This window comes from Natronomonas sp. (genome assembly GCF_028274965.1).
Taxonomy (GTDB): domain Archaea; phylum Halobacteriota; class Halobacteria; order Halobacteriales; family Haloarculaceae; genus Natronomonas.
In genome coordinates, this window is record NZ_JAQCNO010000002.1 from 14,939 (window position 1) to 27,901 (window position 12,963).

The 12,963-nt window shown below is 67.4% G+C and carries 14 protein-coding genes; 12 read left to right on the forward strand and 2 right to left on the reverse strand.

The window, feature by feature from the left end:
• Window positions 1-5: 5 nt before the first annotated feature.
• Complete coding sequence (locus Q0916_RS00360) at window positions 6-1,328, reverse strand: NADH:flavin oxidoreductase (protein ID WP_299232765.1); 1,323 nt, start codon at window positions 1,326-1,328, stop codon at window positions 6-8.
• A 147-nt stretch (window positions 1,329-1,475) separates the two neighbouring features.
• Here Q0916_RS00360 and Q0916_RS00365 point away from each other — a divergent pair, with 147 nt between their 5' ends.
• The 11 genes from Q0916_RS00365 to Q0916_RS00415 all read left to right on the forward strand — a co-directional run bounded on the left by Q0916_RS00365 (window position 1,476) and on the right by Q0916_RS00415 (window position 10,822).
• Window positions 1,476-1,628, forward strand: a complete 153-nt coding sequence (locus Q0916_RS00365; RefSeq protein WP_299232768.1) for a 50S ribosomal protein L39e — start codon at window positions 1,476-1,478, stop codon at window positions 1,626-1,628.
• Window positions 1,625-1,897 carry a 50S ribosomal protein L31e gene (locus tag Q0916_RS00370; protein ID WP_299232771.1) on the forward strand — a complete coding sequence of 91 codons (273 nt, stop codon included), beginning with the start codon at window positions 1,625-1,627 and terminating at the stop codon, window positions 1,895-1,897. Before Q0916_RS00365 ends, Q0916_RS00370 begins: the two co-directional genes overlap by 4 nt.
• A 1-nt stretch (window position 1,898) precedes the next feature.
• Complete coding sequence (locus tag Q0916_RS00375) at window positions 1,899-2,561, forward strand: translation initiation factor IF-6 (protein WP_299232774.1); 663 nt, start codon at window positions 1,899-1,901, stop codon at window positions 2,559-2,561.
• A 98-nt stretch (window positions 2,562-2,659) separates the two neighbouring features.
• Entirely contained in the window at window positions 2,660-2,986 is a 327-nt protein-coding gene (gene ahaH / locus Q0916_RS00380; RefSeq protein WP_299232777.1) for an ATP synthase archaeal subunit H, read from the forward strand.
• Window positions 2,979-5,225 carry a V-type ATP synthase subunit I gene (locus tag Q0916_RS00385; RefSeq protein ID WP_299232781.1) on the forward strand — a complete coding sequence of 749 codons (2,247 nt, stop codon included), beginning with the start codon at window positions 2,979-2,981 and terminating at the stop codon, window positions 5,223-5,225. Before ahaH ends, Q0916_RS00385 begins: the two co-directional genes overlap by 8 nt.
• 171 nt (window positions 5,226-5,396) lie before the next feature.
• Entirely contained in the window at window positions 5,397-5,666 is a 270-nt protein-coding gene (locus tag Q0916_RS00390) for a F0F1 ATP synthase subunit C (protein WP_299232784.1), read from the forward strand.
• A 21-nt stretch (window positions 5,667-5,687) separates the two neighbouring features.
• Window positions 5,688-6,269: a V-type ATP synthase subunit E gene (locus Q0916_RS00395; protein WP_299232787.1), complete on the forward strand. Its 582-nt coding sequence runs from the start codon at window positions 5,688-5,690 to the stop codon at window positions 6,267-6,269.
• The gene (locus Q0916_RS00400) at window positions 6,266-7,324 is read left to right on the forward strand and encodes a V-type ATP synthase subunit C (protein WP_299232790.1); all 1,059 of its coding nucleotides are present in this window, start codon (window positions 6,266-6,268) and stop codon (window positions 7,322-7,324) included. Before Q0916_RS00395 ends, Q0916_RS00400 begins: the two co-directional genes overlap by 4 nt.
• Window positions 7,321-7,641, forward strand: coding sequence for a V-type ATP synthase subunit F (locus Q0916_RS00405; RefSeq protein WP_299232794.1), 321 nt, complete (start codon window positions 7,321-7,323; stop codon window positions 7,639-7,641). The genes Q0916_RS00400 and Q0916_RS00405 overlap by 4 nt, the downstream gene beginning before the upstream one ends.
• A gap of 2 nt (window positions 7,642-7,643) precedes the next feature.
• Complete coding sequence (locus tag Q0916_RS00410) at window positions 7,644-9,401, forward strand: ATP synthase subunit A (protein WP_299232797.1); 1,758 nt, start codon at window positions 7,644-7,646, stop codon at window positions 9,399-9,401.
• Between the two features lie 2 nt (window positions 9,402-9,403).
• Complete coding sequence (locus Q0916_RS00415; protein ID WP_299232799.1) at window positions 9,404-10,822, forward strand: ATP synthase subunit B; 1,419 nt, start codon at window positions 9,404-9,406, stop codon at window positions 10,820-10,822.
• 163 nt (window positions 10,823-10,985) lie between these two features.
• On the opposite strand, the gene Q0916_RS00420 is transcribed toward Q0916_RS00415, so the two are convergent.
• The gene (locus tag Q0916_RS00420; protein WP_299232802.1) at window positions 10,986-12,185 is read right to left on the reverse strand and encodes a CaiB/BaiF CoA transferase family protein; all 1,200 of its coding nucleotides are present in this window, start codon (window positions 12,183-12,185) and stop codon (window positions 10,986-10,988) included.
• Window positions 12,186-12,321: 136 nt separating this feature from the next.
• Here Q0916_RS00420 and Q0916_RS00425 point away from each other — a divergent pair.
• Window positions 12,322-12,963 (forward strand): V-type ATP synthase subunit D (locus Q0916_RS00425; protein WP_299232805.1); only part of this gene is annotated, 642 nt, incomplete at its 3' end.

The following is a 12,963-nucleotide window of genomic DNA, read 5'->3' on the forward strand; positions in this document are numbered from 1 at the left end:
GACGCTCACCCCGTTCGGTCGTAGGCGCCCTCCTCGCGGAGTTCGCCCGCGCGTCGAAGCACCGCCGGCGTCCGACACGCGCCGCTGGCCCCGGCGGCCTGCGCGACCGCGCAGTTGTTGCAGTCCTCACAGACGGCTTCGGTCCCCCGATCGCCGTCCAACAGCCGCGCCGGGAGCCGCGGTTCGGCGTAAAAGGGCCGCCCCATCCCGACGAGATCAGCCGCGTCGCCGAGATACCGGTCTAACTCCCCCCGCGTCCGGAGCCCGCCCTCGAGGAAGACGGGCACGTCGACCCGCTCCCGGACGCGGCGGGCGAGGGGCGCGTTCCAGCCCGGTTCGCGGTCGTAGTACCGCGACTGCACCCAGTTGCCGGCCGCCACCGCCGCGGCACGCCCGGGCCCGCCGAAGGCCTCGACGTACCCGGGGCGGAGCGATTCGGCCCGCCAGGCGGCAGCCGGGAACGCCCCCCGGACGATGCTCATGTCCCAAAACACCGAACACCGGACGGGCACGAGACCGTCGTAGCCGATCGCGGCGAGTCTGGCTGCCGTCCGGACGGCGTCGTCGTCCGAGAGCCGGGGGCGAAACACCGCCGGCGCGGCGGACTCGGAGGGCACCTTCGTGATGAGAGCCACGTCGCCGGCGCGGTCGCGGATCTCGTCGTGGACGCACTCGAGAAACCGGATCCCGGAGCCCGTCTGTGGGTCGATCCCGAACTCGTCGTCCCGGCGGTTGTAGAACGGCGAGAGGAACTGCTGGATGATGCCCATGTTCGCGCCCGCCAGGTGGATCATGTCGTAGCCGGCGTCGACGGCGTTCGCGGCTGCGCGGCCGAAGTCGGCGGCGAGCTCCCGGACCTCCCCGGTGTCCATCACCCGGGGGTTCAACTCGAGCATCCCGACCCGGTCGAGCGCCCTGAGCGCCCCCGGCGGCCGGGAGACGGCGAGCTGTTCGAGCCCGGGGTTCGACTCCCGGTAGCCGGCGTGCCAGACCTCCATGCTCCGGAGCCCCCCGTGTTCGAGCTGGATCGCGATCGCGCCCCCGCGGGCGTGGACGGCGTCGGTCAGCCGCCCGAGTTCGGAGACGAACGCCGGGTCGGCGACGCGGGTCATCCCCGGCGCGGCGCAGCCGCCCTCCCCGCGGACGATCGTCGCGCCCTGGTGGATCAGCCCCGCACCCGAGGCGGCCGCGGGTTCGAGATCGGCGATCAGGGCGTCGACCGCGTCCGGGCCGTTGCCGGCACACTCGAGCAGCGGCGCGCGGTACAGCCGGTTTCGCAGCGAGCACCCACCCACGCTGATCGGCGACTCGAGGCGGGGGTCGGACATGGGCGGGCGTACGGATTCGCCCCGCTTTACCGTTCCGCCGAGGCCCCTCGGCGCGCGCCGTCCGGTCCGCGTCCGTCCCGCCCGCCGAACCGCGGGCGCACGCGAAGGAACAAGAATTTAAATGCGGCGGCGGAACCACACAGTATCATGAGCAAGAAGTCGAAAGCGAAGAAAAAGCGGCTCTCGAAACTGGAGCGACAGAACAGCCGCGTTCCCGCGTGGGTCATCATGAAGACCGACCGGGACACGATGCGCAACCACAAGCGCCGCAACTGGCGGCGAAGCGACACGGACGAATGAGCGCCGAGTTCGACGAGCGGGTCATGACCGTCCCGCTGCGGGACGTCCTCGCGGAATCGGAGACGCGCCGCGCGGACAAGGCCATGAGCCTCGTCCGATCGCACCTGGCACAGCACTTCAACGTCGACGAGGACGCGGTCAGGCTCGACCCCTCGATCAACGAGACGGTCTGGGAGCGCGGGCGCTCGAAGCCGCCGCTGAAACTCCGCGTTCGCGCCGCCCGCTTCGAGGAGGCCGGCGAGGCCGTCGTCGAAGCAGAGACCGCATAACGTGCTCCGCGCGGCGTTTTCCGGTTCCGCGTACGTCGGCGTCTTCGCGCGGGCAACCGACGAGTGCCTGTTGATCCGCCCGGACGCCGACGCCTCGCTCCGGGAGGACTTCGAGGCGGAACTCGGCGTGCCCGCAGTCCCGACGACGGTCGCCGGGTCGGGGACGGTCGGCTCGCTCGCCGCCGGCAACGCCAACGGACTGGTGGTCAGCGACCGCGTCACCGACCGCGAGCGCGACCGCATCGCCGACGCGACGGACCTCCCGGTCGCCGAACTCCCCGGCAGCATCAACGCCGCCGGAAACGTCGTCCTCGCGAACGACGCCGGCGCCTTCGTCCATCCGGACCTCTCGCGGGCGGCCGTCCGGACGGTCTCGGACGCCCTGGACGTCCCCGTCGAACGCGGGATGATCGCCGACGTCCGGACGGTCGGAACCGCCGCGGTCGTGACGAACGAGGGCGTGCTCTGTCATCCGAAGACGACAGACGAGAAACTCGACTTCTTAGAGGAGCTGTTCGGCGTGTACGCCGACATCGGAACGATCAACTACGGCGGTCCGCTCGTCGGCTCCGGGCTCGTTGCCAACGGGGAGGGCTACGTCACCGGCTCGGAGACGACCGGCCCCGAACTCGGCCGCATCGAGGACGCGCTCGGATACATCTAACGCGGCGCGCCCGGAGCCGCCCGGGCCGGCGGCGCGCCGACCGGCCCCGTTCCGCAACTACCAAATAGCCGCTTTCCGAAGTAGTCGATGATATAACTATGGCCAGGCCAGAGGTTCTTGACCGGATCAAAGAGGCCGAGAACGCCGCCGACGACACGGTCGCGGAGGCGGAAGCCGAACGCGAGGAACTGATCGAGGAGGCCCGCGAGGAGGCCGACCGGATCCGCGAGGAGGCCCGCGAGGAGGCCACCGAAATAAAACAGACCCGGCTCGAGGAGGCCCGAACGGAGATCGAAGCCGAGCGCGAGGAGATCCTCGCGGAGGGCGAAGCCGAGCGCGAGCGCCTCCAGGAACGCGCCCAACGGAAACACGACGAGGTGGTCGAACACGCCGTCGAGCTGTTCACGGAGGCGGTACATGCTTAGACCCGAACGGATGAGCCGGGTCTCGGTGACGGGATCCAAACGCGTGATGGACGACGCCATCGAGGCGATCCACGGGCTGGATCTGCTGCACGTCACCGACTACGACGGCACCTGGGAGGGGTTCGACCCCGGCGATCCGATCGAGGGCGCCGACGAGGCCGCCGAGAAGCTCGTCACCGTCCGGGCGCTCCAGAGCACCCTCGGGGTCACCGAGGCCGACGCCGGCCAGCCCCGGATCATTCGGGACGACGAACTCGACGCGGAACTCGAGAACGTCCGACAGCGCGTCAACGAACTCGACGACGAGCGATCGGAACTTGAGGACGAACTCCGCGAGATCGACGACGCGATCGACACCGCCCGCCCCTTCGCGGAGCTCGGGATCGACATCGACCTGTTCGCCGGATACGACTCGCTGACCGCGGCGGTCGGGGAGGGCGACGCCGAGGAGATCCGAAGCGCCCTCGAGGAGGCGGCGGCGATCGAGGCCTACGAGCTCTTCGAGGGCGGCGGGTACGTCGGGGTGTTCGTCTACCCCGAGGCCGACCTCCAAGAGGCCCTCGTCGGCGTGTCGTTCACCGAGTACGAGATCCCCGAGACCGACGACGCGGCGACGAGCCCCGAGGCGTACATCGACCAGCTGCGGACCCGCCGCGAGCGGGTCGAATCGCGGCTCGACGGCGTCGAAAGCGACCTCGAGGAGGTTGGCGACGAGGTCGCGAGCTTCCTGTTCGCCGCCGAGGAGAAACTCGCGATCGAGGTCCAGAAACGCGAGGCGCCGCTGACGTTTGCGACCACCGACAACGCCTTTATCTCCGAGGGGTGGATCCCGACCGAGCGGCGCTCGGAGATGGAAGACGCACTCGAGGCCGCCGTCGGGGACCACGTCGAAGTTGAGGAGCTCGAACGCGCGGCCTACGACGGCGAGGGCCACGCCCACGACCGCGAGTCGGTCGATCCCTCCGATCCCGCCGGCCCCGGAGGGCCGGCCGAGGAGGTCGCCGCCGACGGCGGCACCACGATGAGCACGAGCGCCCCGCCGGTCATCCAGGACAACAGCGGCGCGGTGAAGCCGTTCGAATCGCTCATCGAGGTCATCAACCGACCGAAGTACTCGGAGCTCGACCCGACGCTCATCCTGTTTTTGACGTTCCCGCTGTTTTTCGGCTTCATGATCGGTGACGTCGGGTACGGGCTGTTGTACATGGGGCTCGGCTACCTCATCATGCGCCGCTTCGAGTCGGGGGCGGTCCGCTCGCTCGGCGGCGTCGGCGTCTACGCCGGCGCGTTCACGGTCGTCTTCGGCGTGCTCTACGGGGAGTTCTTCGGGCTCCACCAGCTCGGCGAGATCGTCTGGGGCGGCAACCCGCCGATCCACAAGGGCCTCCAGCCGCACTTCATCTACTACGCGTACGCGTGGCTGTTGGCGAGCGCCGTCGCCGGCGTCGCCCACCTCGTGGTCGGCCGCGTCTTCGATTTCGTCAACAACCTCGAACACGGCGTCGGCGAGGCGTTCATGGAGAGCGGCTCGTGGATCATCCTGACCGTCGGCACGTGGTGGTGGGTCTTCACCGCGACCGCGTTGGGCCCGAAGCCGAACTTCATGTTCAGCGTCTTCGCCGCCGAGGGGATGACAAACCCCGCAACCGGCGAGCCCATCACCGAGGGCGTTGCGCTGCCGCTCGGGTTCAACGGCTTCTCGTCGGTCGAACTGTTCGCGCTGCCGGTCGTCGGGACCGTCTCGCTGCAGATCCTCACGATCCTCGTCGGATTGGCCCTCGTGTTGCGCGTCGAGGGCGCGATCGGCCTCGTCGAGTCGATCACGCAGGCGTTCGGCCACGTCGTCTCCTATACGCGTATCGCCGCCGTGCTGCTCGCGAAGGCCGGCATGGCGCTTGCGGTGAACCTGCTCGTCTTCGGGGCGTATCTCCACGACGGGGAGTTCCACCTCATCTTCTTCGCCGAGGCCGCCGAGCTCTCCGAGGCGCAGGCGGCCAACGAGGTGATCTTCGGCGGACTGCTCAACGCCGACGGCGGCGTGATGCTCGCCCTCGGCGTCCTCTTCGGCATCGTCGTGTTGGTGCTCGGACACGTGCTGGTGTTGGTGCTCGGCATCACCTCCGCCGGCCTGCAGGCGATCCGCCTCGAGTACGTCGAGTTCTTCGGCAAGTTCTACGAGGGCGGCGGCAAGAAGTACGCGCCGTTCGGGCACGAACGGACCTACACGACCGAGGACTGACGCGTCCCCCGGTCGGCTCTCCCGTCGCCGCGCCGGCGGCGATCGATCGGTCGTTCACCGTCCGTGCGAGTCGCCGGCGGACGCTCTCCACGCCGTTTGGGAAGCTTTATGAACTCAGTGCAGGTACGTCCGTTTGTTCGGATTACGACAATCCACCCGGAAAACCAAACCATGTTCGAACTTGCTACGGCGTTGGGCAGTGTTGTACCGGTTCTTCAGAACGGCGGCGCTGGCGGTCCCGCGATCGGCGCGACGGCGGCGGCGGCGCTGGCGGTCGGGCTTGCGGCACTCGGCGCGGGCATCGCCGAGCGGGGCATCGGCGCCGCGGCGATGGGGGCCATCGCGGAGAACGAGGACCTGTTCGGACGCGGACTCATCCTGACAGTGCTGCCCGAGACGCTCGTGATTCTCGCGCTGGTCGTCGTGTTCCTCACGCTGTAAACAGCACCCGAGTATCCAACAATGAGTCTTGAAACGGTCGTAGAGGACATCCGAGACGAAGCCCGTGCGCGCGCCATGGAGATCCGCTCGGAGGGCGAAGAGCGCGCCGAGGAGATCGTCTCCGAGGCCGAAGACGACGCCGAGGAGATCAAAGCGGAAGCGGAGCGCGACGCCGAGCGGGCGATCGAACAGGAGCGCGAACAGAAGCTCTCGAGTGCGAAACTCGAGGCCAAACAGGAGCGCCTCGACGCCCGACGCCGGGTCATCGAGGAGATCAAAGGCGACGTCGAAGCGGAGATCGCCGCCATCGAGGGCGACGAGCGGGCCGAGTTGACCCGGACGCTCCTCGACGCCGCGGCGGCGGAGTTCGGGGACGCGGACGCCGTCACCGTCCACGGCCGGGCCGACGACGAGGAGCTACTGGAGACGATCCTCGAGGAGTACGAGGGGTTCAGCGTCGGCGAACCGACGGACTGTCTCGGCGGCGTCGTCGTCGAGTCCGACGCCTCCCGCGTCCGCGTGGACAACACGTTCGATTCCGTTCTTGAATCGGCCTGGGACGATAATCTGCGTGAGATAAGCGCGCGGCTCTTCGAAGAATGAGCGTCAAAACAGACGGAAGTTCGAACTACGAATACGTCACGGCGCGGGTCCGATCGCGGCGAGCGAAACTGTTCGATGGGGACGATTACCGGAAGCTGGTCCGGATGGGACCGGGCGAAATCGCGCGGTTCATGGAGGAGACCGAGTACGAGACCGAGATGAACGCCCTGGGTGCCCGTCACTCCGGCGTCGATCTCGTCGAGTACGCCCTCAGCGAGAACCTCGCAAAGCACTTCGACGACCTGTTGCGGTGGTCGGAGGGACCGCTCTACGGCTACATCGCCAACTACCTCCGGAAGTTCGACGCCTGGAACGTCAAGACGGTCCTCCGCGGCGTCTACACCGACGCCGACAGAGAGGAAGTGCGGGACGACCTCGTCCGGACCGGCGAGTTCTCCGATCGCTTCCTCGATCGACTCTTGGACGCGGGGAGCATCGAGGCCGTCACCGACCTCCTCGAGAACACGATCTTCGGGGAGCCGCTCGCCGGGGCCTTTTCGGAGTACGAGGCCGAAGACCTCCTCGTGCCGCTCGAGAACGCGATCGACCGCGCGTTTTACACCCACCTGATGGACGACATCGGGACCCAGGAGCCGGACTCGCCGAAGGCGCTGTACAAGGACTTCCTGCAGGCCGAGATCGACTTCCGGAACGTCCGCAACGCGCTCCGGATCGCCCGAAGCGGCGCCGACATCGATCCGGCGGCGTACTTCATGGACGGCGGGCGGCTCTTCGGGGTCGAGGGGATCAGACAGCTCGCCTCGAACACCGACGAGTTGGTCGCCCGGATCCGCGAGAGCACGTACGGCGACGACCTCGCGGACGCGCTCGACGACCTGGAGGACGCCGACAGCCTCATCGAGTTCGAACACGCCCTCGACACCGCGCTCTTGGAGTACTCCCAGACGCTGTCGAGCCGGTACCCCCTGTCCGTCTGTCCGGTCTTCTCGTACGTCCTCTCGAAGGAACGGGAGATAGAGAACGTCAGAGCGATCGCCCGCGGCCGGGAGGCCGGGCTGTCGGTCGAGGAGATCGAAACGGAGCTGATACAATGAGCCAGGAGATCGCCGTCGTCGGGAGCCCGGAGTTCACGACCGGGTTCCGCCTCGCGGGCGTCCGCCGCTTCGAGAACGTCCCCGAAGCCGACAAAGACGAGCGCCTCGACGACGCCGTCGAGTCCGCGCTCGACGACGAGGGCGTCGGGATCGTCGTCATGCACGACGACGATGTCGAGCGCCTCTCACGCACAGTCCGACAGCGGGTCGAAACGAGCGTCGAACCGGTCGTCGTCACGCTGGGCGGCGGGACCGGTTCGGGCAACCTGCGAGAGCAGATCAAACGCGCCATCGGCATCGATCTGATGGACGAGTAACAATGAGTCAAGCAACTGCAACCGAAACAACGGACGAGGGCGTAATCGAGAGCGTCAGCGGTCCCGTCGTGACCGCGACCGACCTCGCCGCCAGGATGAACGACGTCGTCTACGTCGGCAACGAGGGTCTGATGGGCGAGGTCATCGAGATCGAAGGCGACATCACCACCATCCAGGTGTACGAGGAAACGTCCGACGTCGCCCCCGGGGAACCGGTCGAGAACACCGGAGAGCCGCTCTCGGTCGATCTCGGCCCCGGCATGTTGGACAGCATCTACGACGGCGTTCAGCGCCCGCTGGACGTCCTCGAAGAGAAGATGGGCGCGTTCCTCGATCGGGGCGTCGACGCCCCGGGGATCGACCTCGAGCGAACCTGGGAGTTCAACCCCGAGATCGAGGTCGGCGACGAGGTCGCGCCGGGCGATGTCGTCGGTATCGTCCCCGAGACGGAAAGCATCGACCACAAGGTCCTGGTGCCGCCGGGGTACGAGGGCGGCGAGGCCGTCGCCGTCGAGGACGGGGCGTTCGCCGTCGACGAGACCGTCGTGGAACTCGACACCGGCGAGGAGATCGCGATGCGCCAGGAGTGGCCGGTTAGAGAGCCCCGGCCGACCGTCGAAAAGGAGACCCCCACGACGCCGCTGATCTCCGGACAGCGCATCCTCGATGGGCTGTTCCCGATCGCGAAGGGCGGCACGGCGGCCATCCCCGGCCCGTTCGGCTCCGGGAAGACCGTCACCCAACACCAACTCGCCAAGTGGGCCGACGCGGACATCGTCGTCTACGTCGGCTGCGGCGAGCGCGGCAACGAGATGACCGAGGTCATCGAGGACTTCCCGGAACTGGAGGACCCGAAGACGGGCAAGCCGCTCATGTCCCGGACCTGCCTCATCGCGAACACCTCGAACATGCCCGTTGCGGCGCGGGAGTCCTGCGTGTACACCGGCATCACGATCGCCGAGTACTACCGCGACATGGGCTACGACGTCGCGCTCATGGCCGACTCCACCTCGCGGTGGGCCGAGGCGATGCGGGAGATCTCCTCGCGGCTCGAGGAGATGCCCGGCGAGGAGGGCTACCCCGCGTACCTGGCCGCCCGCCTCTCGGAGTTCTACGAGCGCGCCGGCAAGTTCCAGAACCTCAACGGGTCCGAGGGCTCGATCTCGGCGATCGGCGCGGTGTCGCCGCCGGGCGGGGACTTCTCGGAGCCGGTCACGCAGAACACCCTGCGCATCGTGAAGTGCTTCTGGGCGCTCGACGCCGATCTGGCCGAGCGCCGACACTTCCCCTCTATCAACTGGAACGAGTCGTACTCGCTGTACACGGACCAACTCGACCCGTGGTGGCGCGAGAACGTCGTCGAGGAGTACCCCGAGGTGCGGCAGTGGGCCGTCGATGTCCTCGACGAGGAGAGCGAACTCCAGGAGATCGTCCAACTCGTCGGCAAGGACGCGCTGCCCGACGACCAACAGCTCACCCTGGAGGTCGCCCGCTACATCCGGGAGGGGTGGCTCCAGCAGAACGCCTTCCACGACGTCGACACCTACTGCGAGCCAGAGAAGACCTACCAGATGCTGACGGCGATCCAGCACTTCAACGACGAGACCGCCGAGGCGCTCGAAGCCGGCGTCCCCGTCGAGGAGATCGTCGACATCGAGGCCGCCTCGAAGCTCAACCGGATGAACACCCAGGAGGCGTACGAGCAGTACATCGACGATCTGAAATCGGAGATCACGGAACAGCTCCAGGAGCTCTACTGACAATGCAGAAAGAATACAAAACCATTACCGAGATCAGCGGTCCGCTGGTGTTCGCCGAGGTCGACGAACCGATCGGCTACGACGAGATGGTCGAGATCCGGACGCCGAACGGCGAGACCCGGCGCGGCCAGGTGCTCGAATCGACCTCGAAGTTCGTCGCGATCCAGGTGTTCGAGGGGACGTCCGGGATCGACCGCCAGTCGTCGGTCCGGTTCATCGGCGAGACGCTCCAGATGCCGCTGACCGAGGAGCTGCTCGGACGCGTCCTCTCGGGGTCCGGCGAACCGATCGACGGCGGCCCCGAGATCGAACCGGACGAGGAGCGCCCGATCGTCGGCGCGGCGATCAACCCCACGGCGCGGGAGTACCCACAGGAGTTCATCCAGACCGGCGTGTCTGCCATCGACGGCATGAACACGCTGATCCGCGGCCAGAAGCTCCCGATCTTCTCGGGGTCCGGTCTGCCGCACAACGACCTCGCGCTCCAGATCGCCCGACAGGCCTCCGTCCCCGAGGAGGACGACGAGAGCGAGGAGGGCTCGGAGTTCGCCGTCATCTTCGGCGCGATGGGGATCACCCAAGAGGAGGCAAACGAGTTCATGGACGACTTCGAGCGCACGGGCGCCCTAGAGCGTTCCGTCGTCTTCATGAACCTCGCGGACGATCCGGCCGTCGAGCGGACGGTGACGCCGCGGTTGGCGCTGACGACCGCGGAGTACCTTGCATTCGAGAAGGACTACCACGTCCTCGTCATCCTCACGGACATGACCAACTACTGCGAGGCGCTCCGTGAGATCGGCGCGGCCCGCGAGGAGGTCCCGGGCCGGCGCGGATACCCCGGGTACATGTACACCGACCTGGCGACGCTGTACGAGCGCGCCGGGCGGATCGAGGGCCGCGATGGCTCCGTGACGCAGATCCCGATCCTCACGATGCCCGGCGACGACGACACCCACCCCATCCCGGACCTGACCGGGTACATCACCGAGGGCCAGATCTACATCGACCGGGACCTCAACAGCCAGGGCATCGAACCGCCGGTCAACGTGCTGCCGAGCCTCTCGCGGCTGATGGACGACGGGATCGGCGAGGGCTTCACCCGGAAGGACCACGGCGACACCGCGAACCAGCTCTACGCGGCCTACGCAGAGGGCGAGGACCTCCGCGATCTCGTGAACATCGTCGGCCGCGAGGCGCTCTCCGAGCGGGACAACAAGTACCTTGATTTCGCCGACGCCTTCGAGGAGGAGTACATCCAGCAGGGCTTCGAGACCAACCGCGGGCTCGAGGAGACGCTCGATCTCGGCTGGGAGCTGCTCAGCAGGCTGCCGAAAGAGGAACTCAACCGCGTCGACGAGGAGTTCATCGAGGAGTACTACGTCGAAGACGAGAGCGAAGAACTCGCCCAGACCGCGGACTGACGCGACCGCCCGACCCGTCGTGGGTTCGCTCCGGCCGTTTTCGCCGTTTCGATCGCGTACACCGATCCGGAGCCACGAGTGCGCCGCCCACGCCCCTTTTTCCCGCCCCCGCCCTTGAGGTCGTCTCGTCCGGTTCGGTCTGGGCCTCGGAACGCCGACGCGCTCAGTCGTCCCCGAAGACGCCGGCTTCGGCCATCGCCTCGATCTCGCCGTCGTCGTAGCCGAGCTCGCGGAGCACGTCGTGCGTGTCCTCGCCGAGTTCCGGCGGCGCGCTGTCGAACCCCGACTCGACGTGTTCGAAGTTCAGCGGGTGCTCGATCACAGGGATCTCCCGGCCGTCGTCCTCGATCGTCCGGACCGTCCCGCGGGCGTCGGTCTGTTCGTTGTGCAACGCGTCCTCGACGTCTTGGACGGGCGCGGCGGGCACGCCGGCCTCGACGAGCACGCTCATCCACTCCTCGGTCGATCGCTCGCCGAGCGCGGCCGACAGCTCCGCCTCGAGGGCGTCCATGTGTTCGACGCGGTCGGCGTTCGTCGCGAACCGATCGTCTTCGGCGAGCCCCGGCCGGTCGATCGCCGCGCAGAAATCGCCCCAGAGCCGCTGGTTCAGACACGCGACGTTGAGGTAGCCGTCGGCGGTCTCGAACGTCTGGTACGGCGCGAGGACCGGGTCTTTCGTCCCCATCCGCTCGGGCGCCTCGTCGGCGAAGACCTTCCCGGCCTGTTTCGTCAGCCACGGCAGCGCCGCGTCCAACATCCCGAGTTCGACGTACTCGCCCTCGCCGGTCTCCGATCGCCGGTAGAGCCCGCCCATGATCCCGAAGGCGGCCCACATCCCGGTGATGAGATCCGTCTGTGGGAGGCCGACCTTGACCGGCTTCCGGTCGCCCTCGCCGGTGACGGACATGATCCCGCTCAACCCCTGGACGAGCAGGTCGTACCCGGGGCGCTCGCTCCAGGGGCCGCTGTCGCCGAACGCGGAGATATCACAGTAGACGATGCCATCGTTGCGGGCCCGGATGTCGTCGTACCCGACGCCGATCCGATCGGCCGTCCCGGGGCGGAAGTTCTGGACGAACACGTCCGCCGTCGCCGCGAGGTCATAGAGGGCCTCGAGCCCCTCGTCGGTCTTGAGATCGAGTTCGACGCTGCGTTTGTCGTAGTTGATCGTCCAGTAGTACGGCGACTCCCCGTCGATAAACGGCGGCCCGGAGTGTCTGATGTCGTCGCCCGTCTCCGGGCGCTCGACCTTGATGACGTCCGCGCCCTGGTTCGCGAGCATCAGCGAGCAGAACCCGCCGGTGACGAACGTCGAGAGGTCGACGACGGTGATGCCATCGAGCAGTTGCGTGCGGTCGCTCATACGGTAAGGCAGGGCGACCCGATCGCAAATAGCTACCGATACGCGCGATCGGGCCGCCACGCGGCGCCTCCGCGCCCGGATCGCACCCGCTCGTTGGAAAACATTAACCCGGTCCGGACGAAAGCCAACGACAAGAATGAGCGAAGACGTCAAACCGACCCGAAAGAACCTCATGGCGATCGAGGACCGGATCGAACTCTCCGAGCGGGGCCACGACACGCTCGAGAAGAAACGCGACGGCCTCATCATGGAGTTCATGGACATCCTCGATCAGGCACAGGACGTCCGGTCGAACCTCGACGAGAACTACGAGACCGCCCAGCAGAAACTCGACATGGCGCGGGCGATGGAGGGCGATGTCGCGGTCCGCGGCGCCGCCGCCGCCCTGAAGGAACACCCCGAGATCACGTCCCAATCGAAGAACATCATGGGCGTCGTCGTCCCGCAGATCGAATCGACGAAGGTCCGGAAGTCGCTGGATCAACGGGGCTACGGGCTCGTCGGCACCTCCGCCCGCATCGACGAGGCGGCCGACGCCTACGAGGAACTGCTCGAGACGATCATCCTCGCGGCCGAGGTCGAAACGGCGATGAAGAAGATGCTCGAGGAGATCGAGAAGACGAAACGCCGCGTGAACGCCCTCGAGTTCAAGCTCCTGCCGGAGCTACACGGCGCCCAGGAGTACATCGAGCAGAAACTCGAAGAGCAGGAGCGCGAGGAGATCTTCCGGATGAAAAAGATCAAGGACAAGAAGGACGAGGAGGAAAGCGAGTGGGAA